Here is a 24,558-nt window from a genome sequence, read left to right on the forward strand (position 1 = left end):
AAGGAGACGATATGTTGGTAAGAGAAATCATAGGAAATACGGCTACGCATACACGTAGCAGCAAAGAAACAGATCTGCTGCCGCTGGAGTGGTTTGAAACTACCCGGCGCATTCAGCGAAAACACACTGCCGGCGGCCGTGAAGTGGCACTGAAGTTTACCAGGGAAGGACAACAGCTGCAGCAGCACGATATTCTTTACCAGGACGATGACCTGATGATTGTAGTGGATATTCTTCCCTGCGATGCCATCGTAATCAGTCCGCGCAACATGGCAGAAATGGCCTGGGTTTGTTATGAAATAGGGAATAAACATTTACCGCTTTTCCTGGAAGGAGAGCAGTTACTGATTCCGGCAGACGAGCCCTTATTTCGCTGGTTACATACCGCAGGATATCCGGTGGTAAAAGAAAGGCGGCAACTGCTGCATATACTGCGTACCAATGTGCAGCCACATGCCCATGGCAATGGTGGTCCTTCGTTTTTTGAAAAGATCCTGGAACTGGCATCGAAATAATTATCCGTCATCAGCAAAACGTGCAATTGAAATCTATGGAACAGCATTATCTCGGCAGCTTATTGCACCTGGCAGACAGTACACTTCCTATTGGCAGCTATACCCATTCTGCCGGCCTGGAAACATTTGTGCAACAGGGTTTGGTCAACAGCCGTACAACTGCAGCAGCTTTTGTCCGCAATATGCTGCAGAACAATTTGCAGTATAACGATGCTGCTTTTATGAGTCTTGCTTACACGGCGGCGACTGCACAAAACATCACCGCATTGCTGGAACTGCAGGAGCTGTGCTCCGCTGTGAAGGCGCCACGGGAGCTCCGGGAAGCCAGCCATAAACTGGGCGCCCGGCTTACCCGCATTTTCAGCCGCAGGTATATAGATCCGTTGATGACCCAATATGAAGCAGCTGCAGGAACTGGCCCGCATTATTGCCTGGTATTTGGCGTTTATGCCTGCCTGTTAGGCATCCCGCTTTCCGCCGCCTTGTATGCATTTTATTACAATGCAGCAGCAGCCATGGTAACGAATTGCGTGAAGCTGGTACCGCTGGGGCAAATGGATGGACAAGATATCATCTTTGATTTGCAGCCACTGTTGCAGGAGCTGACCACTGCTACCATGCAGCCCGACAAAACTTTGCTGGGCCTTTGCAACGCCGGATTTGATATCCGCAGCATGCAGCATGAACGGTTGTATAGCCGCTTGTATATGTCATAGGCAGGAAAGAAGTGTTTGTATATGTCGTAATTTTTAATTCTACATCAATGACCAGAGAATACATCAAGATAGGAGTAGCTGGCCCGGTAGGTTCCGGCAAAACAGCGCTCATAGAACGGCTCACCAGGCAGATGGCCAAAGATTATAATGTGGCGGTGATCACCAACGATATTTATACAAAGGAAGATGCCGAGTTTCTGACGCAGAACAGTCTGCTGCCACCGGAAAAGATCATTGGTGTAGAAACCGGTGGATGCCCGCATACGGCCATCCGGGAAGATGCCAGCATGAACCTGGAAGCCGTGGAAGAAATGGTGCGCCGCTTTCCGGACATTGAAATCATTTTTATAGAAAGCGGTGGTGATAACCTCTCCGCCACCTTCAGTCCCGACCTGGCAGATGTCACCATCTTTGTGATTGATGTGGCAGAAGGAGATAAAATCCCCCGCAAAGGAGGCCCCGGTATAACCCGCTCCAATTTGCTGGTCATCAATAAAATTGACCTGGCGCCTTATGTGCATGCAGACCTCGGCGTAATGGAACGCGATGCCCGCAAAATGAGGCAGGGACAACCTTTCGTGTTCACAGACCTGATGAGTGGCAAAGGACTGGAAGACGTGATCAACTGGATTAAACGATTTGCTTTACTCGAAGACGTAGCTGCACCGAACCTCCTGACATGATAAGTGAACTGAAGATATTGACAGGTAAAAGAGACGCAGGTACTTACCTGAAAGAATGCTATTGTACCCGGCCTTTTAAAATTGCCAACGTGCGGGAAGAGCGTAGCGACCCGGTACTGCGCCTCATGATGATGAGTTCTTCCCCCGGCATGCTGGACAAAGATCATTACCAGCTGGATATTACCGTGGCGGCAGGAACAGCCCTGCACCTGCAAACCCAGGCCTATCAGCGGCTGTTTAATATGGAAACCGGTGCCAGACAGGAGATGACAGTACGGCTGCAAACCGGCAGTACTTTTACCTTTTTGCCACATCCGCTGGTGCCCCATGAAAAGGCTACCTATACCGGCTACACGAATATTCACCTGGCAGGCAACTGCCGGTTGATATGGGGCGAGATTATTACCTGTGGCCGTAAATTGAACGGGGAAGTATTTCTGTTTACCAAACTGCACAGCATTACCCAGGTATATGCCGGTAAGCGGCTGTTATTGCGGGATAACCTGCTGATGCAGCCTGGTCTTACTGACTTTACCGCTATGGGCTGGATGGAAGGATATACCCATCAGGCTACCTTCCTGTTTTTTGATACCCATGAAAATGTCGCCATGAATGAAACTGCGGACAGCCTTCACCGTTACCTGGAAGAACAGCCCCGGATGCTGGCGGGCGTAACGCGCACACAGGGTGGTGGCGTAATGGTAAGGCTCCTCGGTCACAGCGGGGAACAACTGTATGAATGCCAGCAGCAGCTGGCCAGGCTTTTATCTGCATAAAAAAATTGCATGACATTTATCGATAACAGTTTATTATTAACCGCGGTTACCATCAGTTGTCTGCATACCGCATCAGGGCCGGATCATTACGTACCCTTCATCGTTTTTTCCCGTACGCGGAAATGGTCCATTGCTAAAACCATCGGTTGGACGGCCCTCTGCGGGCTGGGGCATGTCATGAGCTCCCTGGTGATCGGGATGATCGGTGTGGTATTGGGCTGGCAGTTATCGCGCTTCACCGCGATAACGGAAGTACGGGGTGGTATTGCGGGATGGGCGTTGCTGATATTGGGGCTTTTTTACCTCATATGGGGAATCTATAAAGCGATTGCGAACCGGCCGCATAAACATTTTGATGTGTACGATGATGGCGATATGTATGTGTATCAACATCGTCACAATGAGGCATATGTGGCGCCACAGAAAAGGATCCGGGTTACGCCGTGGATTTTGTTTGTCATATTTGTAATGGGGCCATCAGAGCCATTGTTGCCCTTGTTATTTTATCCGGCCGCGCAACAATCAGTACCTGGCATTATTATGTTGATAGCTACATTTACAGTGTTCACCATTCTTACCATGATCGTGATGGTTTTATTAGGCTATTATGGTTTTTCTTTGATGAAACCGGTGGCCACAGAGCGGTATATGGCGGCAATCAGTGGAGCCGCAGTTACCGTTTGCGGAGCAGGCATGGTTTTTATGGGTTGGTGAACTGTTTAACAGATCATCTGTTATAGCAAATAAACCTTTACCACATGCGAAAATGGCTCAGGATCATCCTTATTACCGGCGGGGTATTGATAGCCCTGCTACTGTTATTATTCCTGGGTATGACCTGGTACATACGTGCCAATAAAGCCACTTTCCTCAAACAGATTACGGGGCAGCTGAATGACCGCCTGAACGGCACTATCACCATTGAGGACATGGAGCCTTCCCTCTGGAAGAGCTTTCCCAACGTATCTATCGGCCTGAAAAAAGTAGTACTGCAGGATAGCCTCTGGCAACAACATCACCATGCCTTGCTGGATGTGAACTATATCTTCGTACGGGTGAATACGTTATCACTGCTACGCAAGCACGTAGATGTGAATGAAGTAACCCTGCAGGACGGCAAAATCTACCTGTATACCGATACCGCCGGGTATTCCAATACTTACGTCTTACAACGGCCATCCTCAGAGAAAAAGAAAAGCAATGGCTCCAAAGATGCCAATGTGGAACAGCTGACACTTAGGAATATCAACTTCGTGATAGACAACCAGCAGAAGTTTAAGTTATTCGACCTGGACATTCGTCAGCTGGACGGGAAGATGAAGGCGACAGACAGTAGTATACAGTTTACCATGCTCTCGGATATTATGTCGAAAAGCTTCGCCTTTAATACCAACAAAGGAAGTTACCTGAAGGATAAAAAAATGCAATTGAATCTTTCGGTCATCTTCAATAAGCGCACAAAAATACTCACCATACCACAACAGGAGATCCGGATAGATGACCATCCGGTACTGATTGCAGGGCAGTTTGGTTTCGGCGAAAAGCCGCCGCCCTTTCAGCTAAAGATCATTGCTAACCAGGTACTGCTGAAAGATGCCGCCAGCTGGCTGCCTCCCAATATCAATACAAAACTGAGCAGTATTACGCTGACAAAACCACTGGATGCGGAGGCTAACCTGGACGGGCATATGAAATTCCGGGATACCCCAAAAGTGGTGATTACCTGGAAAACGACCAACAACGTATTGGTGAGCACCATGGGAGAATGGAGCAATTGTAATTTCACCGGCAGATTTAATAATGAAGTATTACCCGGACAGGGACATACCGATGAAAATTCAGCCGTTAATATTTTCCAGCTGAGTGCCTCACTGTCTGGTATTCCTCTTAAAGCGGATACCATCCGGGTGGTTAATCTGAAACAGCCATTGTTACACGGGCATTTCCGTTCGGAATTCCCATTGGCCAATCTGAATGGGGCTGCGGTAGATGCACCGATTGTATTTAAAGCAGGTGATGCCAATGCTGACCTGTATTATACGGGGCCGGTACTGGCGGATGATAACACCCCTTCATCGCTGCAGGGGGTGGTAACCGTGAAACAAGGAGCGTTCACCTATACGCCCCGTAACCTATCCTTTCATGATGCCAATGCCACCCTGCGTTTCACGGGCCAGGACCTGTTGCTGGAAAACATACACGTACAAACAGATAAGAGTAACCTGCAAATGGATGGGGTGGTAAAGAACCTGTTGAACCTGTATTTCACTACGCCGGAGAAAATAGCATTGACCTGGAATATACGCAGTCAACTGGTAGACCTTAATGAGTTCAAAAGCTTCCTTGCACCGCGACAGAAGGCCAAGCCTTCCAAGAGTCAGCAGAAGGCAAAAATGGGGCGTGTATCGCGGCAGCTGGACGTAGTATTGGCCTCCAGCGATGTAACGATGAATGTTCAACTGGATAAGGTAACTTATCAGCGCTTTACTGCGCAGAATGTAAAGGCGGCGCTGGAACTAACAAATTCAGGCATCCTGTTAAAACAGATTGCCCTGGACCATGCAGGAGGAAGTATGCAACTGACCGGAACCATGACGCAGCAAGGGGTTAACAATAACTTCAACATGAACGCTACTGTAAACAATGTGCATATCGGCCAGCTGTTTTATGCGTTTAATAATTTCGGGCTTACTTCTCTTACCTCTGACAACCTGAAAGGGAATGTATCGGCGAAAGTGAACCTGAAAGGGAATGTACTGGATAATGGCTCGCTGGGAAAGAACTCTTTGTATGGCACCATTAACTTTAGCCTGAAGAACGGTGCACTCGTCAACTTCGGCCCATTAGCCGATATCGGCAACTTTGCTTTCCGCAAAAGGCACCTCGACAGCATTACATTTGAGAACCTGAATAATACTTTCCAGGTGCAGGGAAATAAAATTATTATTCCGCCTATGCGGATCGCCTCCAGTGCTATTAATATAGACGTACAGGGCGTATACGGTATAGATGCACCGACTAATATTAACCTGGATATTCCGTTACGTAATCCGGCTAAAGATTCTGCTATTACTGATAAAGAAGAAAAACGCAGGCGCAGCAAAAAAGGAATTGTCATTCATCTGCGTGCAGTATCGGAAAAGGATGGAAAGGTAAAGATCAAACTGGGAAAAGGAGATAAGGACAAGGACGTGAGCGGGGATGCGACAGATATTGATACAGGCGACTAGCCATTAGCTTTTAGAAAATGCAGCGAAGAACATAATATGCTGATCTTCGCTGCATTTTCTAAAAGCTAAAAGCTAACTGCTAAAAGCTGTTTCAAATGCCTGTGCGATATCACTCTGGATATCTCCGATATGTTCTATTCCCAGTGAAATGCGTAATACGCCTGGTGCAACACCTGCTTTCTTTTGTTCTTCCTCACTCAACTGCTGGTGCGTGGTTGTAGCCGGGTGAATGATGAGGGTTTTTGAATCGCCCACATTCGCCAGGTGATAAATTAACTTCAACGACTGTACGAATTTATCCGCCGTTTCTTTGCCACCTTTGATCTTGAAGCTTAATACGCCACCAAAGCCATTTTGCAGATATTTTTGTGCCAGTGCATGGTATTTATTATCCGGTAAACCAGGATAGTTGACTGATTCTACCTGTGGATGCTGCTGTAACCACTGCGCCAGTGCCAGCGCATTGTCTACGGTGCGTTGTACGCGGAGGGACAGCGTTTCCAGTCCCTGCAGGAACAGGAAGGAGTTCTGCGGTGCGAGGGCAGGACCCCAGCTACGTAAACCTGCCACCCGTGCACGGATGATGTAGGCAATGTTGCCGAATGGACTCTGGTCTCCAAATACTTCCCAGAACTTCATGCCATGGTATGCTTCATCCGGTTCGCTGAACTGTTTGAATTTGCCATTCCCCCAGTTATAGTTGCCACCGTCTACAATAATACCGCCTATGCTGGTGCCATGTCCACCGATCCATTTGGTAGCAGATTCTACTACCACGTTGGCGCCATGCTCCAGCGGACGGGCCAGGTAGCCGGCAGCGCCAAAAGTATTGTCTACTACCAAAGGCAAATCATGTTTACGCGCAATGGCACTTATTTTTTCAAAGTCAGGAATGGAAAACCCGGGATTACCGATTGTTTCCACATAAATGGCTTTGGTATTTTCATCTATCAGCGCTTCAAAGCTTTCAGGGTTATCAAGATCCGCAAAACGGGCTTCCACACCAATGCGCTTGAAGCTTACCTTGAACTGGTTAAAGGTCCCACCATACAGGTAAGAGGAGGTCACGAAGTTATCTCCCGGTAACAATATATTATGCAGGGCAATGAACTGTGCAGCCTGTCCGGAACCCACTGCGAGTGCAGCTACGCCACCTTCCAGTGCTGCCACTCTTTTTTCAAATACGTCCGTAGTCGGATTCATGATACGGGTGTAGATGTTACCAAACTGCTTCAGCTGGAATAGATCTGCAGCATGTTCTGCACTGTCGAAGGTAAAGGAGGAGGTTTGGTAAATAGGCACTGCTGCTGCATGTGTGGTGCCCTCTGGCTGGTAGCCTGCGTGTACCTGGAGTGTGTCAAAATGTAATGGCTTATCGGACATAACCGGAAGATTTAAAGGTGGAAAATAAAAGTCTACAAATATAGTAGACTAATCGTAAAAACAAAATATTTTTATGTGAGAAGGGGAGAAGGTATAGAGATTAAATGATAATTTGTTGTTTAAATAAATACGCCATTATTCATGTATACCAAAGTAGTAGCTGTTTTTACCCTGATCCTGATAAGTTTAACCGTTAATGCACAATCAGATACTGGTTTTATTTTTCGCATCAATCCCAACGTGATATCGCTGGATAACCCACAGGATAACCAGGACCTGCTGAAAAGTTTGCATGGTTTTCTGACCACCAAAAACAATGACCTGTATAAAAACGATTACTGGCTATCATCCGATTTTGTGGCTAACCAGGCTCCTTACAAGGATTTATATTTCATAGAGATGAGTGGCAAATACCAGGATCCCTCCTTCTATAAACCGGTACTGGCGGGTATTCAAACGCTGTCGCCCGCTGGCAGCTACCTGCTGAAGCTGGCTTTTATCAGTCAACATGAAAACGAACCACCGGTGCTGCGCGCCATCTATAACATTGTGGCCGTGAAAACCGCGGCCGGTTTCCGGTTTAAACACGTGCTGAGTACACGCACTGCCCGTTGGACTACCAAGCAGGTAGCAGAAGTAAAATTCGTTTATCCGTATACGTTTGATCCGGCCATTGCAGATAAAACAGTGGCTTTCAACCATCAGCTGGCACAGCGTTTCGGCGTAATGCCCATTGCTTTTACTTACTATAAGTGCATAGACCGGGAGCAGATGTACCGTATTCAGGGCTGGGATTATGAACCGCGGATCATAGCTGATACCACTGGCGGACTGGCGGAAGTGGAGCGCAGGATACTTTTTAGCGGGAATAACAGTGAATGGTATCCGCATGAGGTGGTACATCTGTATATCAACAGTATCTACGCCGCCACCCTGAATCAAGCTATCGGCGAAGGATATCCCACTTACCTGGGCGGCAGCGCCGGACAGCCTTTAGCCTGGCACTTACATCAACTGGCTGATTTTTATGCTGCTCACCCGGAACGTAGCATCATGGCCGATATGGAATCAGGTTATGATGTAAACCATCAGAGCACCGTGAGTTATGCGATAGGCGGCCTCATTTGTCAGCTGGCAGATGAGCGATACGGATGGGAGGGCGTTAAGAAATTATTAATGGCCGGTAAACAGTACGACGATTTTTACCGGTCCGTAACGGAATTACTGCAGGTAGATAAGATGGATTTCAACGATTTTATCCGCCGGAAATTTGTGGTATATACTAAAAAATAATATCTTCGATTCATAATTTATAAAAAGAGTGCTTCCGTGAAGAAGCACAGTTGACCGATGTTATTAACTATTACGACTAAACGTTACCCCGCTACAGACCTTGGCTATCTGCTGCACAAACATCCCGCTAAAGTACAAACTGTTGAACTGACCGCCGGTAGTGCGCACATTTTTTATCCCGAAGCCACCGATGATTCCTGCACGGCCGCTTTACTGCTCGATATTGATCCGGTAAGACTGGTTCGCCGCAACGGCGCCCACAATGATTTCGCACTGGAACAGTACGTGAATGACCGCCCTTATGTGGCCTCGTCTTTCATGAGCGCTGCTATTGCGCAAGCTTATTCTTCCGCGATGAATGGCCGTTGCAAAGACAAGCCACACCTGACAGACGAAGCGATTCCTTTTGAAATTACCTTGTCGGTGCTGCCAGTAAAAGGTGGAGAACATTTATTACGACAATTTTTTGAACCATTGGGTTATAAAATATCGCTGGAATCCTATGTGCTGGATGAACAGTTTCCGGAATGGGGGCAGAGCCGCTACTTTAATGTAACGCTGCAGCATACGCTGCCACTGAAAACAATCCTGAGTCAGTTATATATCCTGATCCCGGTTTGCGATAACGATAAGCACTATTTCGTAGGCGGGCATGAAATTGAAAAGCTCATGGAAAAGGGGCAGGGCTGGCTGGATACCCATCCGGCCAAGGAACTGATTACCCGCCGCTATCTCCGGAATATCGGGCCACTGGCAAAAGAAGCGTTGGGCATGATCATGAAGGAGGAAGTACTTCCAGAGGAAGTAAAACAGCCTAAAGAAAAAGTACGCCTGCATGATGTCAGGCTCCAAACGGTAAGAGACCTGCTCCTGGAACTGAATGTTTCCTCGGTGGCAGATATGGGTTGTGGTGAAGGCAAACTGTTACGTTTGCTCATGGAGAAATCTGCCTTCAAAAATATACTGGGCATGGATGTCAGCTATCATTCCCTGGAGATAGCCCAGTCAAAACTGAAGCTCGACCGACTGCCGGAAATGCAGAAAAATCGGATACAACTAATACAGGGCTCTCTAACGTATAGGGATAAACGCTTATCCGGTTTTGATGCCGGCGTGCTGGTAGAGGTAATTGAACACCTGGACCTGCCCCGTTTGAATGCCCTGGAAAAAGTGGTTTTTGAATACGCGCGGCCACAATATGTGGTTATTACCACGGTAAACGCAGAATATAACATCCTGTATGAAACCCTTAGCAACGGGAACTTCCGGCATAATGACCACCGTTTTGAGTGGACAAGAGCCGAATTTGAAGCATGGGGTAACCGGGTAGCCGCACAATTTGGTTATATTGTAACTTATAGGCCTTTGGGAGAAACAGATGAAGTATTAGGTGGTCCCAGCCAACTGGCCCTGTTTAAAAGATAATTTATGGAAGAAGTAATACTGCAGAAAATAAAAGAACTGGAACAATCACACCAGGTTAAAATACTTTACGCATGTGAGTCCGGCAGCCGTGCCTGGGGCTTTCCATCGCCCGACAGCGACTTTGATATCCGCTTTATTTATACGCGGCATAAAGATACCTACCTGAGCATCACAGAACAACGGGACGTGATTGAACCTCCGGTAGACGAAGTGCTGGATGTAAGCGGATGGGATATCCGTAAAGGATTACAGCTGTTCCTGAAATCCAATGCGCCCCTGTACGAATGGTTGCAGTCGCCCATTGTTTACCAGGAAGAAACCGACTTCAAACAAACCCTTAAGGGATTAATGGAAAAATATTTTTCACCAAGATCGGGTTGTCATCACTACCTGTCTATGGCCTATAATACTTTCACCAATGAACTGGAAGGAGACGTGGTGAAAGTGAAAAAGTATTTCTATGTGTTGCGGCCTATGCTGGCGTGTCAATGGATACTGGCGGGTAAAGGCGTGCCACCGATGGAGTTTGCTACCCTGCGTACATTAATCACCGATGAAGCGATTCAAAAGGAAATTGATCATTTGCTGGAAGTAAAAGTGAATGCCGATGAGCAAACCACTATTGCACCTGTATTGGCACTGCATCAATGGATCGCCGGTACCCTGGAACAATGCAAACAATTATCAGCTGAGTTACCTGCCGTAAGGAATGACACAACTGAACTGGATGTACTTTTCCGGAAATATATTGCCTATGACTTTTGAAGCACTGCAACAAAACAGGCAGTATATCCTGCTGGAATGCATCAGCGGCAGCAGAGCGTATAACCTGCAGGTGCCTACTTCAGATACCGACATCAAAGGTGTATTCATATTGCCGCAACAGGAGTTGTATGGACTGACGTATACTCCTCAGGTAGCCAACCAGAGCAACGATGAAGTATACTTTGAAATAAAGCGTTTCCTGGAATTGCTGGAGAAAAATAATCCCAACATACTGGAACTGCTAAGTACCTCTGCCGGCAATCAGTTGTGCCGTCACCCGTTGATGGACCTGATAAAGCCGGCGGACTTTCTATCCCGCTTATGCATGGAAACCTTTGCCGGTTTTGCAAACACGCAGATGAAAAAGGCGAAGGGATTAAATAAAAAGATCAACCAGTCGTATCCCGCAGAAAGGAAATCCGTTTTTGAATTTTGCTACGTTATTGTGGGTGGACAAAGTGTACCATTACGCGATTGGCTAAACGAAAAACAGTTACAGCAGGAAGACTGTGGCCTGTCCCGCATCGATCATTTCCGGGATGTATATGCCTTATACCATGCCGCGCAATTCGATATGGAAACAACCTTCAAAGGCATTTTCTCCGGTGCAGATGCCAACGATGTGCAGTTGAGTGCAGTTCCCAAAGGGCAGGGGCCCCTGGCGATTATGCAGTTTAACAAAGATGGCTATACGGTGTATTGCAAGGACTTCGCCGCCTATCACGAATGGGTAGCACTCCGCAATGATGCACGTTATAACCATAACAAAGAGCTGGGCGCCGATTACGATAGTAAGCACATGATGCATACTTTCCGTTTGTTAACCATGGCAGAAGAAATTGCTTTATATAAAGAAGTACGGGTGCACAGGCACGACCGCGATTTCCTCCTGCGTATCCGTAATGGCGAATTCAGTTACGATACCCTCGTGGAAATGGCTACCCAAAAATTACATCACATGCAACAGCTGTATGCTGCGTCAGACCTGCCGGAACACCCGGACCCGGAGCTGGCAGAAGCGCTGTTAAGAAGAATAAGAGACGAATTTTATGTCCCGAAGAAATACTAAATTATCACATATCTCTATACCAGAATTATCACTGGTATTATTAATCGGCCCTTCCGGCGCCGGTAAGTCTACGTTTGCCCATCGGTTTTTTAAACCGACAGAAATTATTTCATCTGATGTTTGCCGCGGCTTAATCAGCGACGATGAAAACAACCAGACCGTGTCGGCAGATGCTTTTGAGCTGGTGCGGTTTATTGCAGCCAAACGTTTAAAGTTAGGGTTGCTCACGGTGATTGATGCTACTAACGTACAACCCGAATCCCGCAGGGAATGGGTGCGGCTGGCCAGAGAATATCATGTGCTGCCGGTGGCTATTGTGCTGAACATGCCGGAGCAGGTATGCCAGGAGCGCAATACATTGCGCAGCGATCGCAATTTTGGTACACACGTGATACCACAGCAGATCAGCCAGTTAAAACGTGGACTTCGTGATTTGCGGGAAGAAGGCTTCCGGCAGATTTTTGAAATGCGCTCACCGGAAGATGTGGCGATGCTGGAAACTATTACCCGTAGCCCGCTCTATAATAATAAGAAAGACGAACACGGACCTTTCGATATCATCGGGGATGTACACGGCTGCTACGATGAACTGTGTAACTTACTGGAAGTACTCGGCTACCAGGTAGACAGAGAAAACACATCGCTGATCAGCGCTCCTATGACTACTAACGCTGAAGGATATACGCGCTTCCGCAAACCGGTTTTCGTGGGCGACCTGGTAGATCGTGGTCCCAAGTCCCCGCAGGTACTGCGTTTGGTCATGAACATGGTGAACAACGGTTTGGCTTTATGTGTGCCGGGTAACCACGACGCCAAGTTGCTGCGTTACCTGAACGGGAAAAATGTGCAGCTCAGGCATGGCCTGGAACAAACGGTAGCACAGCTGACCAGCGAAACTCCCGAGTTCCTGGAATCCGTAAAATCATTTATTGATGGGCTCATCAGTCATTACGTACTAGATGATGGTAAACTGGTAGTAGCCCATGCCGGCTTAAAGGAAAGTATGCAGGGGCGTGGCTCCGGTGCGGTCAGGGAATTTTGTTTATACGGTGAAACCACCGGCGAAACAGATGAATTCGGACTGCCGGTACGTTATAACTGGGCCCTGGAATATAAAGGCCGCGCCATGGTGGTATACGGACATACGCCTGTACCTACCGCACAGTGGTTGAATAACACCATCGACATTGATACCGGTTGTGTATTTGGTGCTTCACTCACCGCCTTGCGTTATCCGGAACGAGCGCTGGTATCCGTACCAGCGCTGGAACAATACGCCGTACCGGCAAGGCCTATCGGCTACAGTGCCGACAGTGTGCTGAGCGTACAGCAGCAGTATGACAGTGTTTTGAATATAGAAGATTTTACGGGCAAGCAAATCCTGCAAACCCGCTATAGCAATAATATCACCATCCGCGAAGAAAACAATATTGCTGCGCTGGAAGTGATGAGTAGGTTTACGATTAATCCTAAGTGGCTGATCTATTTGCCACCTACCATGTCGCCGGCTGAAACCAGCCAGGCACAGGGCTTTTTGGAACATCCTGCAGAAGGATTACAGTACTATAAAGAAGCAGGCCTGGAGAAGGTAATCTGTGAAGAAAAGCATATGGGCTCCCGCGCCGTGGTGATTGTTTGCAGAGATGAAGAAGTGGCGGAACGCCGTTTCGGCGTTACCGGGGAAGGCAATGGCGTGATCTATACCAGGACGGGCCGTTCTTTCTTTACTGACAAACAAACCGAACAGGATTTCATTGCACGTATCAATACGGCTCTGATCAGCACTGGCTTCTATGAAACCTTTGATACAGACTGGGTATGCCTGGATGCAGAGCTGATGCCCTGGAGCGCCAAGGCACAGGCCCTGTTGCAAACGCAATATGCGGCAGTAGGCACCGCTGCTGGCAAGGCGTTGCCGGCGGTAGTAACGGCTTTGCAACAGGCCATCAGCAATGGTGCACCTGCACAGGCGTTGCTGGAAAAGTATACAAAGCGCCTGGAGCAAACCACCCATTACGTGAAAGCCTACAGGCAGTATTGCTGGTCCGTGAACTCACTGGACGACTATAAGCTGGCGCCGTTTCACATCATGGCTACGGAAGGGAAAACGTGGTTTGATAAAGACCATGAATGGCATATGTCTGCCATAAAAAATATTTGTGCAGGCGATGAACAAATACTCCTGGCTACTCCTTATCTCCTGGTGGAAACAGGAAATGCAGAAAGTGAGCAGGCCGCCATCAATTGGTGGAAGGAGCTAACTGCCGCCGGTGGTGAAGGAATGGTGATAAAGCCATATACCTTCCTCAGCAAAGGGGATAAAGGTCTTATACAACCAGCTATCAAGATTCGTGGCGCAGAATACCTGCGCATCATCTATGGTCCTGAATACGATGCCGCCGAAAACCTGGAACGCCTGCGCAACCGCAAGCTGACCGGCAAACGTTCGCTGGCATTGCGCGAATTCGCGCTGGGACTGGAAGGACTCGAAAGATTTGTAAATAAAGATCCTTTACAGCTGGTGCATCAGTGTGTATTTGGTATTTTAGCGTTAGAGAGTGAACCGGTAGATCCCCGGTTGTAAAAAACAATCACTGTTAAACATCTTTCTACATTTAAAAATATAATTATGAAAGCCGTAGCCGTATCAAAATTCAAAGACATTCCTGTTGTAATGGATCTGCCGAAACCCGCTGTGAGACCAGGCACTGTCCTGATCAAGGTAGCCGCTGCCGGCATGAACCCCTTCGACTGGAAAATGATTGATGGTATTATGGACGACGGAAAAATGCCACATCAGTTCCCGCTTATCATGGGCGTTGATGGCGCCGGTATAGTGGAAGAAGTGGGAGAGGGCGTTACCCGGTTCAAGAAGGGCGACAAAGTGTACGGACAGTTTATTCATGCACCTATCGGAGAAGGCTCCTATGCTGAATATGCGATTGTGCCTGAGAAGTCAGGCATAACCCATGCTCCTGCCAGTATTTCTGCCATAGAAGCAGCAGCAGTGCCTACAGCAGGCATGACCGCCCAGCAACTCCTGGACAAACTGGACCTGCAGGAGGGAGATATCCTGCTTATTAATGGCGCTACCGGCGGCGTAGGCTCTTTTGCCACCCAACTGGCAGCAGCACAGGGGATCGCAGTGATCGCCACAGTACCCGATGCCGAATCTGCAGAACGCATGAAGAAGCTGGGGGCAGCAGATACGGTTAATTACCACGAAGCACCATTAACCACTCAGGTGAAAGCTAAATACCCCGATGGGATAGATGGCCTGATCGACCTGGTAAGCGATGGCGCCGGCTTTACCGCCAATCTGGACCTGTTGAAATCAGGAGCGGGCGCACTGACCACCGTATTTGTGGCAGATGAAGAAGCATTGAAGTCAAGAAAGATTCACGGAGGCAATTTTGAAACCCAGGGCAGTGCCGCCTCGCTGGATACCTTATCGCTGGTAATAGACAGAGGCGTATTAATAATTCCGGTAGAAAATAAAATTAAGCTGGAAGACGCACCTGCGGCAGTAGCATTAAGCCGTCAGGCAAAAGGAAAGGGGAAAACAGTTATAGTGCTGTAAGAGCAGTTAGCTATTAGCTTTTAGAAAATGCAGCGGAGAATATCATTTGTTGATCTTCGCTGCATTTTCTAAAAGCTAAAAGCTAATAGCTAACTGCTACTGTGGCTTTAAAGAGCTCAACGCCGCTATCGGTGCTGATTTCATAAGAGGCACCATATGCGGTGAATACGCATTGGCCTTTTTGTAACGCCAGCGTATCATCTCCTTTCACAGTAGCGGTACCGCTAATTACAATCAGTATTTCCGCCGCTTTGGCGGTATGTTGGTATACCTTTCCTGCCGGAATATCTATCTTGCTTACTTCAAAATCAGGCGCCGGAGAAGGATAAATTCTTTCCAGTCCATCTGCACTCACATTACCTTTAATGATATTGGGTACTACGCCTTCAAAGCGGGTATGCTTCAGCAGTTCCGGAACATCCACATGTTTAGGGGTAAGACCGCCACGCAGCACATTGTCTGAATTAGCCATCAGCTCTACGTTCTGACCTTCCAGGTAAGCGTGTGGAATGCCTGCATCCTGGAATACTGCATCGCCGGCTTGTACCTGCATGATGTTAAAGAAGTAGATAGAGAAGATACCACGATCGATTTTGTCGATGCTGCCCGGATCATTTAATACGGCACGTGCTGCCCAGAAACCAGGATTTGTTTTAGATAAGCGATTCGCTTTATAGTCAGGAATCATGCGGTCTGTCAGCGGACGGAGAATGATATTCACCAGCGACTGCGGCATTTCCATTACATTTTTATACAGACCATAGTAGCCTTCCTTTTCGTATATGCTTACCAGTGAGGTAAACTCTGGTGTGGAGGTTAATACCTGCTGCAGTTGTGCATGTGGTAAGAAACCATGGAGGAGATAAAACTCACTCAATGCCACCATAATTTCGGGCTTATGGTTGTCATCTTTATAATTACGGTTAGGTGCATTTAAGGGAATGCCTTCTGCATTCTCTCTTGCAAAGCCTTTCTCTGCTTCACTTTTCGTAGGATGTACCTGAATGGACAACATATCTTTTACATCCAGTATCTTAAAAAGAAAAGGCAGCTCTTTGAATTTTTCCCATACTGCCGGGCCGGTGATATTGGCCGGATCCTGCTGTATCAGCTGATTCAGTGGCAATGTTCCGCCAGCAGTAGTAATGAGGGAGGGGGCACTCGGATGCGCACCCATCCAGTATTCCGCACTGGGTTGATCCGTTGGCGCAATGCCTAACAGCTCAGGAATGTATTTAAATCCGCCCCATGCATAATGCTGTACTTTTCCTTCCAGTCTGAATAAGTTCATATATGGTTATCTGTTTACTTGTTTAATAGCAGAGAATTGATAATTTTATATGCCTGCAAAAATAGGTGTTAAGCGGAATATTTATCTTCCCTCGGAAAAGTAAATATTTCCATTGATTAATTTCACAGATTGTTTGTTTAACCTAAACCATATCATATGCTGAACCATTTAACCCTGGGGCAGCGCGGTGAGGCCATTGCACAGGCGTATGTTTGCCGGCACTGCACGTTGCTGCATCTCAACTGGAAATCCGGACGCCGGGAAATTGATATCATTGCGACTAAGGAGCACACCATTTATTTTATAGAAGTAAAAACAAGAAGCAGCGCACGCTTTGGCTGGCCGGAAGAAGCCGTTAATTTTCGTAAGGAGGAACATATCAGGAGTGTAGCCGATGATTACCTGTTGCATTACCATTTACATCCGGTGGCTATCCGGTTCGATATTATTGCTATTACTTTTTTGGGAGATGAATATGAACTGATGCATTTCAGAGATGTGTTCTGAAAATCGTTTTCTGATTGATTTTCGATTTATCATTGCGCGGATAAATTCGCGCAAAGGCAAAATACATCTACTTTTACCCGTTTTAACGTTAACTAGTTATTAACAAAAAAATGCTTGTGTTTTTTCTGTAATACTATCATACTTTTATATCTTTGCACAGCTTTTAGAAACTACCCCCTGAGTTGTTATATACCCCCGGTATTCCGGTAGCATTCAAGCAAATCATTTTTCTCTGAAGGAATTAATGCACTGGTGATGATCACCAATGTAGTTAGTCTATTATTTCAGAAACAGAAGATGAAATGCCGGCGATACCAGTAACAAATGAAGTGCAGCGGGAATAAAGATTAATACACAGTATAGCGTTTGTTAAACCAGGGCCTCACGGCTACTAACGCATTGATCGCAGAGAATTGCTTTCGGGAGTCAAAGAATTAAAAAAGCTCCGTCCAACAGGACGGAGCTTTTAAGTTTTATGCGATTACCACAAACCGGTATAGTTGTGTGGCGTGATAGCTTTCAGTTCTTTTTTGAGGGCAGCGCTGATTTTCAGGCCGTCCACAAATTTGTGCATGCTCTTCTGGGTGATCTGTTCACCGCCACGGGTCAGCTCTTTCAGGGCTTCGTATGGTTGTGGATAGTTTTCACGGCGTAAAACGGTCTGAATGGCTTCTGCCACTACGGCCCAGTTGTTTTCCAGGTCGGCATGCAACTTCGCTTCATTCAGGATCAGTTTACCCAATCCTTTCTGGATAGACTTAGTTGCCAGCAGGGTATGGCCAAATGGTACACCCAGATTACGTAATACCGTAGAATCAGTCAGATCGCGCTGCAGGCGGGATACAGGCAGTTTGGCGCTCAGGTGTTCAAACAGTGCGTTAGCCAGACCCAGGTTACCTTCTGCATTTTCAAAGTCAATAGGATTCACTTTATGCGGCATGGCAGAAGATCCTACTTCATTCTTTTTGATCTTCTGTTTGAAGTAATCCATGGAGATGTACGTCCATATATCGCGGCAGAAGTCGAGCAGGATGGTATTGATACGTTTCAGTGCATCAAACTGAGCGGAGATGTTATCATAATGCTCAATCTGCGTGGTATATTTCATACGTTGCAGGCCCAGCGTGGTATTCACGAATTTTTCGCCGAATTTTTCCCAGTTGATTTTAGGGAAAGCTACGTGGTGCGCATTAAAGTTACCGGTAGCACCGCCAAATTTTGCGGCAAAAGGAATTTGTCCCAGCAGGTTTACCTGTCCTTCCAGGCGCTCCACGAATACCAGTATTTCTTTACCAAGAATGGTGGGAGAAGCGGGCTGTCCGTGGGTACGGGCCAGCATGGGCACTTTCATCCATCCGTTACCGAGTTTTTTCAGTTCCAGGATCATATTGGCCAACGCGGGCATGTACACATGTTCTACTGCATCTTTCCAAAGGAGGGGGGTAGCGGTGTTGTTGACGTCTTGTGAAGTAAGACCGAAATGCACCCATTCCAGTTTGTCTTCCAAACCGAGGTTTTTCATTTCATTCTTCAGAAAATATTCCACTGCCTTCACATCGTGGTTGGTAATTTTTTCTGTGTCTTTGATCAGTTGAGCGTTCTCGATGGTGAATTCCTGGTAAATTTTACGCAGGGCAGGGAACTTGGCTTTGGGCAGTGTAAACAGCTTCTGCTCAGAGAGCGCAATAAAATATTCCACCTCTACCATCACACGGTAACGGATCAACGCAAATTCAGAAAAATAATTGGCCAGCTCGTCCAGTTGCTTGCGATAGCGCCCGTCCAGCGGAGAAATGGCAGTTAATGGTTGTAGTTGCATAATGTATGTATTCCAGTATTACAATTAACATGTTTAGTGGGCTACAAGTTCTCTCTGAACCCTGATTTACAGGATGACAATTATTCATTTGGAACTTGTTAACCGGGATTTAGTTACTTTTGCAGCTTCAAAATTACTGAAATTGGAACGGAAAGTAAAAGTTGCGGCTGTAAGTTATTTGAATACGAAGCCTTTATTGTATGGATTCAGGAATCATCCGGTGATGGAGATGATGGAATTATCGATGGATTATCCGGCTAAAATAGCCCAGCAGCTGATAGATGGAGATGTAGACGTGGCATTGGTGCCAGTTGCAATTATCCCTAAATTAAAGGAGTATCATATTATAGCAGATTATTGTATTGGCGCCGAAGGACCTGTGGCGTCTGTTTGTTTGTATAGTGATGTACCCTTAAATGAGATTAAACGTATTTACCTGGATTACCAGAGCCGGACTTCTGTAGCCTTGCTCAAGGTATTGGTACGTGAGTACTGGAAGCTGGACGTGGAATTTGTCAACACCAGCGGCGATTACCAGGATAAAATCAAAGGAACAGACGCAGGTCTGGTGATCGGCGACCGTGCTTTGGCACAACGCAAGGTATCACCGTATATATATGACCTCGCTGAAAACTGGGTACGATTTACCAGTTTGCCATTTGTATTTGCCGCCTGGATCAGCAATAAACCGCTGCCAGCCGAGTTTACAAGGAAATTTAATGAGGCCACCAGTATCGGCATTAAAAATATTCCTGCCGTGGTAGCCGAAAACCCTTACGACATCTACGATCTGACTACCTATTATATCCATAACATCAGCTATCCATTCACACCCGCCAAACGGCAGGGGATGCAGAAGTTCCTGGGATACCTTATAGAGGAGAAAGCTTAAGGCATAAAGCTATTGAAGCGGATAATATAAGCGACTAAATAATTAAATATTTGCTTATATCATTCGCTTCAATAGCTTTTTGCTTTATGCTTTAAGCTTTTTGCTTATCTTCATGTTTCGCACCATCATCTGCTTAATATTAATCTACGCTCATGAAAATCGGTATCCTGGGAAGCGGTCCGGTAGGGCTAACCCTTGGCAAAGGTCTTATTCAAACAGGGCATCATGTTACTATCGGCACCCGTAATCCTTCCAAAGAATCATTGCAGCAATGGATAAAGAAACAAGGTAAACAGGCGACGGCAGGCACTTTCAGACAGGCAGCAGAATTCGGGGAATTACTCCTGATCTGCACCAGCTGGATAGGTACCAAAAAAGCCATTGAAGCAGCAGGCATCTGGAATTTCAAAACCAAAACAGTGGTTGATGTAACCAATCCACTCGATGGCAAAGGTCCCGATGAAAGCGGAAGACTCACTTTTACCATCGGCCATAATAATTCTGCAGGAGAACAAATACAAGCCTGGCTACCGCCAGATGCCAATGTAGTAAAGGCCCTCAGCTGTATTGGTCATGAAAGAATGCTCCTCCCCGAATTCCAGGAAGGCTCACCTACCATGTTCATCGCCGGTAATAACGCGGATGCAAAAAGACAGGTCATTAACCTTCTGCACCAGATAGGATGGAATGATGTAGCAGATATGGGCAATATAGAAATGAGCCGGAGCATAGAACCACTCTCCATTTTATGGGCCGCCTACGGCTTTTTAAACGATAGCACCGGGCACGCATTTAAGTTGCTTAAAAAATAGCTTTTAGCCATTAGCTTTTAGCTGTTAGCAAAATGCAGCGGAGACCGGCATATACTGCTTTCGTCTTCGCTGCATTTTGCTAACAGCTAAAAGCTAATGGCTAAAAGCTCATCGGCTAACAGCTCACTTCACCTCTCTTGTTTTTATGAAGAAATTCTTGTCTACTTCAAAATTCTTATGATCGCTCAGTGTAATATTGGAGCTATGCCATAATGTACCGGGATAGATCAGCTTATAACCATTATCACTCAACTTCACTCTCACCGGCATATTAAAGTCCTTTACATCGGTTACCCAGCGGTATTGCAGCTGCTGCCCTGCGAAACGGTATTCGAGCGTTGGAATAGTAGTGTGACGCAGGTATTGATCAAATATTTTATTCAGATTCATACCCACTACCTGGCTCATATATTCTTCTACCTGTTGCGTGGTAACGGTTTGATGGTAGAACGTTTTATTCAATCCTCTCAGCATCTGCCGGAAAGCTTCATCGTTTTCCATGATCTGCCGGATATTATGGATCATGTTAGCGCCTTTATAATACATGTCACCACTACCTTCTGCATTCACGCCGTAGGGTGCTATGATAGGTTCATCATTCTTGACATTTTTACGGATGCCCTGTACATATTCCTGTGCGGCTTTAGGGCCATATGCACATTCTGTAAATAAGGTTTCAGAGTAGTTGGTAAAGGATTCGTGGATCCACATATCCGCCAGGTCTTTGCTGGTGATGCTGTTACCAAACCATTCATGACCGCTTTCATGTATAACCAGGAAATCCCATTTCAGTCCCCAGCCGGTACCGGAAAGGTCAGTGCCTTTATAGCCCATCTGGAAATTGTTGCCATAGGCCACCGCGCTCTGGTGCTCCATGCCCAGGAACGGCGTCTCTACCAGCTTGTAGCTGTCTTTATAGAAAGGATATTTCCCAAACCAGTATTCAAAACATTTCAGCATAGGCTTTACTACTTTGAAGTGTTCCCTGGCTTTTTCTTCATTATAATCCAATACCCAGTAGCCGAGATCCAGTCTGCCGCCTTCGCCGGAGTAGCTGTCTTTTATCTCTATATAATTACCTATGTTCAGCGCTACATCATAGTTGTTAATCGGGTTGCTTACGTACCATATGAAGGTGTGAGTGCCATCGGGGTTGTCGATGGTTTTCTTCAGGCGTCCATTGGAAACGTCTACGAGTTCTGAAGGTACGGTGACGTTAATGGTCATGTCTTCCGGCTCATCGCTTTGGGTATCTTTATTCGGCCACCATACGCTGGCGCCCAAACCTTGTACTGCCGTGGCTATCCACGGACGGCCCTTTTCATCTTTAGACCATACGATGCCGCCATCCCAGGGCGCATTCTTTGCCCGGTGTGGTTTCCCGCTGTAAAAAATGGTGATCTGTTTCTTTTTATCTTTTACCTGTGGCGTTTTTATTTTTATAAACCAGGCATTACTGTCACGGGTAAACGACAGGGATTTTTTATCCTGTATCACGCTGTCTATCACCATGGGGAACTGCAGATCTATCTGCATCAGGGAATCTGGCTTCAGTACCTTGTAAGTAATGGTGTTAAAGCCCTGGAAGGTGCTGTCATCAGTATTTACCTGTACATGCAGGTCGTAGTTGATCACATCCCACCAGGCGCGTGGAGGAGTAATGCTGCCTCTCAGCGTATCCGCCCTGCTGAATTGTTGCTGTGCCGCTGCGGTAAGGGTTGCCATCAGGGCCATACAAAGCATTGGTATGCCGCGCATATTTATTCGTATATTTTAGACTGAAAGATATTAATTTACTGCCAAATGAAAAGTTGTTATTGTCAGGCGGTTATCATCAGATGGTGCTTTATTGGGCTCTGCAGCCTGTTGTTAGGGGCGTGCGGTAGCCCGGAGAAACAGCGTTTGTCTGTGTTCCGGTACAATAGTACCAATGCCATTGCTTCACTTGATCCGGCTTTTGCCAAAAGCCAGGAGGTGATATGGGCGGTAAAACAGTTGTATAATACCCTTGTGGAACCAGACAGCAACCTCGTGATACGACCTTCGCTGGCGAAGCAATGGCGCGTATCTGCGGATCATCGTACCTATACCTTTGACCTGAGAACAGACGTATACTTCCACGACAGCGATATTTTCCCCGGGGGCAAAGGGCGGCGCATGACCGCACAGGACGTGGTGTACAGTCTGCATCGTATTATGGACCCGGTAACTGCTTCACCGGGCGCCTGGATCTTTAATGGTAAACTCAGCGCCGACAGCGGCTTCCGGGCGCTCAACGACTCTACTTTTGAATTGACATTATATCGTCCTTTTCACCCGGTGCTGGGCATCCTGAGCATGCAATACTGCTCTATAGTGCCACATGAAGCCATCGAAAAGTATGGAAAGGACTTCCGCAATCATCCCTGTGGCACCGGGCCTTTCCGCTTTTTCCTCTGGGACGAAGGCCAGGCGCTGGTGTTGCATCGCAATCCTGACTACTTTGAAAAAGACAGCACCGGGCATCGGCTGCCTTATATGGAAGCCGTGCAGGTAGGTTTCCTGGACAGCAAAGCATCTGAATTCCTGTTGTTCCGACAGGGGCAGCTGGATTTCATGAACGATATTGACGCCTCCTTTAAAGATGAAGTACTGACCAGGCAGGGCAAGCTCCGGAAGGAGTGGGAGGGAAAGATGGTATTGAACAAGCATCCTTATCTGAATACAGAATACCTGGGCTTTCTGACAGACCCGGAGAATACGCTGGTGAAAACATCGCCCACCCGCTTAAAGAAAATACGACAGGCCATCAATTACGGTATCGACCGTACGAAAATGATGACCTATCTGCGCAATGGCATCGGCACCGCTGCCATGGCGGGTTTTGTGCCTGCAGGACTACCGTCTTTTGACAGCGCAGAAGTAAGGGGCTATCCTTATAATCCTGCTATGAGCAGACAGTTGCTACGGGAAGCCGGTTATCCTGATGGGCAAGGGTTGCCGGTGATCAGGTTATTGTCTATTCCTATTTATGCGGACCTGGCCAACTATGTGGCCAACCAGTTGCAGGAAACCGGCATTCGTATACAGGTGGAGGTGATACAGAAAGGCTTGCTGATGGAGCAAACGGCCAAATCACAGGCATTGTTTTTCCGCGGCAGCTGGATCGCTGATTACCCGGATGCAGAAAGTTACCTGGCCATGTTTTACAGTAAGAATCCCGCCCCGCCAAATTATACCCGTTATCAGAACCCGGCCTTTGATGCATTATATGAAAAGTCGTTGGAGGAAAACAACGACAGCATCCGCTATACGCAGTACCGGGCTATGGATAACATGATTATTTCGGACGCGGCCGTAGTGCCTTTGTTCTATGACGAAGTGGTGCGGCTCGTGCAGCCAAATATATCAGGATTCCCCGGTAACGGTATGAACCTGTTGGAGTTACGTTGGGTGAAGAAAAAATAAAATTTAAAATTATTTTAACATTTTGGTGACCATAGGACTGTCTTCTTTGGCATTTTTCCCGGCTATTTATTGTACCTTTGCCCCTTATTTGTCACTTTACATTTTTTAGAAATGACGGCGATCCTGATATTCTTTTGTGTGCATTGGTTCTTTTCATTGTTCTTTCACACATTCTATTTACACAGATATGCATCTCACCAGATGTATACTACCAGCAAGTTCTGGGAACGTTTCTTTTATTTCAGTACCTGGTTTTTCCAGGGTTCATCATACCTGATTCCAAGAGCTTATGGCGTTATGCACCGCATGCACCATGAATTCAGCGATACCGAGCACGATCCGCATTCTCCACACT

At 46.9% G+C, this 24,558-nt stretch carries 20 protein-coding genes; 16 read left to right on the forward strand and 4 right to left on the reverse strand.

What is annotated here, in order from left to right; all coding sequences use genetic code 11:
* Positions 1 to 11: 11 nt before the first annotated feature.
* From ureE to AB4Z08_RS35245, 6 genes are read left to right on the forward strand one after another with little or no spacing between them, the layout of a single operon-like run.
* Positions 12 to 515, forward strand: a complete 504-nt coding sequence (ureE, locus tag AB4Z08_RS35220; protein WP_441578467.1) for an urease accessory protein UreE — start codon at positions 12 to 14, stop codon at positions 513 to 515.
* Positions 516 to 550: 35 nt separating this feature from the next.
* Positions 551 to 1,231 (forward strand): urease accessory protein UreF, encoded by a 681-nt coding sequence (locus AB4Z08_RS35225; RefSeq protein ID WP_441578468.1) that lies wholly within the window; start codon positions 551 to 553, stop codon positions 1,229 to 1,231.
* A 47-nt stretch (positions 1,232 to 1,278) separates the two neighbouring features.
* Positions 1,279 to 1,914 carry an urease accessory protein UreG gene (ureG, locus tag AB4Z08_RS35230; protein WP_441578469.1) on the forward strand — a complete coding sequence of 212 codons (636 nt, stop codon included), beginning with the start codon at positions 1,279 to 1,281 and terminating at the stop codon, positions 1,912 to 1,914.
* Complete coding sequence (locus AB4Z08_RS35235; RefSeq protein ID WP_441578470.1) at positions 1,911 to 2,690, forward strand: urease accessory protein UreD; 780 nt, start codon at positions 1,911 to 1,913, stop codon at positions 2,688 to 2,690. Before ureG ends, AB4Z08_RS35235 begins: the two co-directional genes overlap by 4 nt.
* A 9-nt stretch (positions 2,691 to 2,699) precedes the next feature.
* Complete coding sequence (locus tag AB4Z08_RS35240; RefSeq protein WP_441578471.1) at positions 2,700 to 3,404, forward strand: hypothetical protein; 705 nt, start codon at positions 2,700 to 2,702, stop codon at positions 3,402 to 3,404.
* A gap of 44 nt (positions 3,405 to 3,448) precedes the next feature.
* Positions 3,449 to 5,920, forward strand: a complete 2,472-nt coding sequence (locus AB4Z08_RS35245; protein ID WP_441578472.1) for an AsmA family protein — start codon at positions 3,449 to 3,451, stop codon at positions 5,918 to 5,920.
* 72 nt (positions 5,921 to 5,992) lie between these two features.
* On the opposite strand, the gene AB4Z08_RS35250 is transcribed toward AB4Z08_RS35245, so the two are convergent.
* The gene (locus AB4Z08_RS35250; RefSeq protein WP_441578473.1) at positions 5,993 to 7,303 is read right to left on the reverse strand and encodes an O-acetylhomoserine aminocarboxypropyltransferase/cysteine synthase family protein; all 1,311 of its coding nucleotides are present in this window, start codon (positions 7,301 to 7,303) and stop codon (positions 5,993 to 5,995) included.
* Positions 7,304 to 7,444: 141 nt separating this feature from the next.
* On the opposite strand from AB4Z08_RS35250, the gene AB4Z08_RS35255 reads away from it, so the two are divergent.
* The 6 genes from AB4Z08_RS35255 to AB4Z08_RS35280 are packed head-to-tail and all read left to right on the forward strand — an operon-like array spanning position 7,445 to position 15,435.
* Positions 7,445 to 8,596 carry a hypothetical protein gene (locus tag AB4Z08_RS35255; RefSeq protein ID WP_441578474.1) on the forward strand — a complete coding sequence of 384 codons (1,152 nt, stop codon included), beginning with the start codon at positions 7,445 to 7,447 and terminating at the stop codon, positions 8,594 to 8,596.
* Between the two features lie 57 nt (positions 8,597 to 8,653).
* The gene (locus AB4Z08_RS35260) at positions 8,654 to 10,021 is read left to right on the forward strand and encodes a 3' terminal RNA ribose 2'-O-methyltransferase Hen1 (RefSeq protein WP_441578475.1); all 1,368 of its coding nucleotides are present in this window, start codon (positions 8,654 to 8,656) and stop codon (positions 10,019 to 10,021) included.
* 3 nt (positions 10,022 to 10,024) lie between these two features.
* Entirely contained in the window at positions 10,025 to 10,786 is a 762-nt protein-coding gene (locus tag AB4Z08_RS35265; protein ID WP_441578476.1) for a nucleotidyltransferase domain-containing protein, read from the forward strand.
* Positions 10,776 to 11,855: a DNA polymerase beta superfamily protein gene (locus AB4Z08_RS35270; RefSeq protein ID WP_441578477.1), complete on the forward strand. Its 1,080-nt coding sequence runs from the start codon at positions 10,776 to 10,778 to the stop codon at positions 11,853 to 11,855. The genes AB4Z08_RS35265 and AB4Z08_RS35270 overlap by 11 nt, the downstream gene beginning before the upstream one ends.
* Positions 11,836 to 14,439 (forward strand): polynucleotide kinase-phosphatase, encoded by a 2,604-nt coding sequence (locus tag AB4Z08_RS35275; protein WP_441578478.1) that lies wholly within the window; start codon positions 11,836 to 11,838, stop codon positions 14,437 to 14,439. Before AB4Z08_RS35270 ends, AB4Z08_RS35275 begins: the two co-directional genes overlap by 20 nt.
* A 45-nt stretch (positions 14,440 to 14,484) precedes the next feature.
* Positions 14,485 to 15,435, forward strand: a complete 951-nt coding sequence (locus tag AB4Z08_RS35280; protein WP_441578479.1) for an NADP-dependent oxidoreductase — start codon at positions 14,485 to 14,487, stop codon at positions 15,433 to 15,435.
* An 82-nt stretch (positions 15,436 to 15,517) separates the two neighbouring features.
* Here the strand turns inward: AB4Z08_RS35280 and manA are convergent, their stop codons facing one another.
* Positions 15,518 to 16,726, reverse strand: a complete 1,209-nt coding sequence (gene manA / locus AB4Z08_RS35285; RefSeq protein ID WP_441578480.1) for a mannose-6-phosphate isomerase, class I — start codon at positions 16,724 to 16,726, stop codon at positions 15,518 to 15,520.
* A gap of 156 nt (positions 16,727 to 16,882) precedes the next feature.
* Here manA and AB4Z08_RS35290 point away from each other — a divergent pair, with 156 nt between their 5' ends.
* On the forward strand, positions 16,883 to 17,233 hold the full coding sequence (locus tag AB4Z08_RS35290; protein WP_441578481.1) for a YraN family protein: 351 nt from the start codon (positions 16,883 to 16,885) through the stop codon (positions 17,231 to 17,233).
* A 481-nt stretch (positions 17,234 to 17,714) separates the two neighbouring features.
* Here the strand turns inward: AB4Z08_RS35290 and purB are convergent, their stop codons facing one another.
* A complete protein-coding gene (gene purB, locus AB4Z08_RS35295; protein WP_441578482.1) occupies positions 17,715 to 19,052 on the reverse strand; it encodes an adenylosuccinate lyase in 1,338 nt (445 codons plus the stop codon).
* Positions 19,053 to 19,194: 142 nt separating this feature from the next.
* On the opposite strand from purB, the gene AB4Z08_RS35300 reads away from it, so the two are divergent.
* Positions 19,195 to 19,944, forward strand: coding sequence for a menaquinone biosynthetic enzyme MqnA/MqnD family protein (locus AB4Z08_RS35300; protein WP_441578483.1), 750 nt, complete (start codon positions 19,195 to 19,197; stop codon positions 19,942 to 19,944).
* A gap of 152 nt (positions 19,945 to 20,096) precedes the next feature.
* Entirely contained in the window at positions 20,097 to 20,756 is a 660-nt protein-coding gene (locus tag AB4Z08_RS35305; protein ID WP_441578484.1) for an NADPH-dependent F420 reductase, read from the forward strand.
* A 123-nt stretch (positions 20,757 to 20,879) separates the two neighbouring features.
* Here AB4Z08_RS35305 and AB4Z08_RS35310 read toward each other — a convergent pair whose 3' ends face one another.
* A complete protein-coding gene (locus tag AB4Z08_RS35310; RefSeq protein WP_441578485.1) occupies positions 20,880 to 22,514 on the reverse strand; it encodes a M1 family metallopeptidase in 1,635 nt (544 codons plus the stop codon).
* Positions 22,515 to 22,559: 45 nt separating this feature from the next.
* Here AB4Z08_RS35310 and AB4Z08_RS35315 point away from each other — a divergent pair, with 45 nt between their 5' ends.
* On the forward strand, positions 22,560 to 24,203 hold the full coding sequence (locus AB4Z08_RS35315; protein WP_441578486.1) for an ABC transporter substrate-binding protein: 1,644 nt from the start codon (positions 22,560 to 22,562) through the stop codon (positions 24,201 to 24,203).
* The last annotated feature ends 355 nt before the right edge of the window (positions 24,204 to 24,558 follow it).

The sequence above is a fragment of the Chitinophaga sp. RAB17 genome (assembly GCF_052114225.1).
In the GTDB taxonomy this organism is placed as follows: Bacteria; Bacteroidota; Bacteroidia; order Chitinophagales; family Chitinophagaceae; genus Chitinophaga.

Bases quoted from the DNA above. Each gene is read 5' to 3' on its own strand.
- ureE (WP_441578467.1), top strand. From the start codon at position 12: ATGTTGGTAAGAGAAATCATAGGAAATACGGCTACGCATACACGTAGC.
- AB4Z08_RS35225 (WP_441578468.1), top strand. From the start codon at position 551: ATGGAACAGCATTATCTCGGCAGCTTATTGCACCTGGCAGACAGTACA.
- ureG (WP_441578469.1), top strand. From the start codon at position 1,279: ATGACCAGAGAATACATCAAGATAGGAGTAGCTGGCCCGGTAGGTTCC.
- AB4Z08_RS35235 (WP_441578470.1), top strand. From the start codon at position 1,911: ATGATAAGTGAACTGAAGATATTGACAGGTAAAAGAGACGCAGGTACT.
- AB4Z08_RS35240 (WP_441578471.1), top strand. From the start codon at position 2,700: ATGACATTTATCGATAACAGTTTATTATTAACCGCGGTTACCATCAGT.
- AB4Z08_RS35245 (WP_441578472.1), top strand. From the start codon at position 3,449: ATGCGAAAATGGCTCAGGATCATCCTTATTACCGGCGGGGTATTGATA.
- AB4Z08_RS35250 (WP_441578473.1), bottom strand. From the start codon at position 7,303: ATGTCCGATAAGCCATTACATTTTGACACACTCCAGGTACACGCAGGC.
- AB4Z08_RS35255 (WP_441578474.1), top strand. From the start codon at position 7,445: ATGTATACCAAAGTAGTAGCTGTTTTTACCCTGATCCTGATAAGTTTA.
- AB4Z08_RS35260 (WP_441578475.1), top strand. From the start codon at position 8,654: ATGTTATTAACTATTACGACTAAACGTTACCCCGCTACAGACCTTGGC.
- AB4Z08_RS35265 (WP_441578476.1), top strand. From the start codon at position 10,025: ATGGAAGAAGTAATACTGCAGAAAATAAAAGAACTGGAACAATCACAC.
- AB4Z08_RS35270 (WP_441578477.1), top strand. From the start codon at position 10,776: ATGACTTTTGAAGCACTGCAACAAAACAGGCAGTATATCCTGCTGGAA.
- AB4Z08_RS35275 (WP_441578478.1), top strand. From the start codon at position 11,836: ATGTCCCGAAGAAATACTAAATTATCACATATCTCTATACCAGAATTA.
- AB4Z08_RS35280 (WP_441578479.1), top strand. From the start codon at position 14,485: ATGAAAGCCGTAGCCGTATCAAAATTCAAAGACATTCCTGTTGTAATG.
- manA (WP_441578480.1), bottom strand. From the start codon at position 16,726: ATGAACTTATTCAGACTGGAAGGAAAAGTACAGCATTATGCATGGGGC.
- AB4Z08_RS35290 (WP_441578481.1), top strand. From the start codon at position 16,883: ATGCTGAACCATTTAACCCTGGGGCAGCGCGGTGAGGCCATTGCACAG.
- purB (WP_441578482.1), bottom strand. From the start codon at position 19,052: ATGCAACTACAACCATTAACTGCCATTTCTCCGCTGGACGGGCGCTAT.
- AB4Z08_RS35305 (WP_441578484.1), top strand. From the start codon at position 20,097: ATGAAAATCGGTATCCTGGGAAGCGGTCCGGTAGGGCTAACCCTTGGC.
- AB4Z08_RS35310 (WP_441578485.1), bottom strand. From the start codon at position 22,514: ATGCGCGGCATACCAATGCTTTGTATGGCCCTGATGGCAACCCTTACC.
- AB4Z08_RS35315 (WP_441578486.1), top strand. From the start codon at position 22,560: ATGAAAAGTTGTTATTGTCAGGCGGTTATCATCAGATGGTGCTTTATT.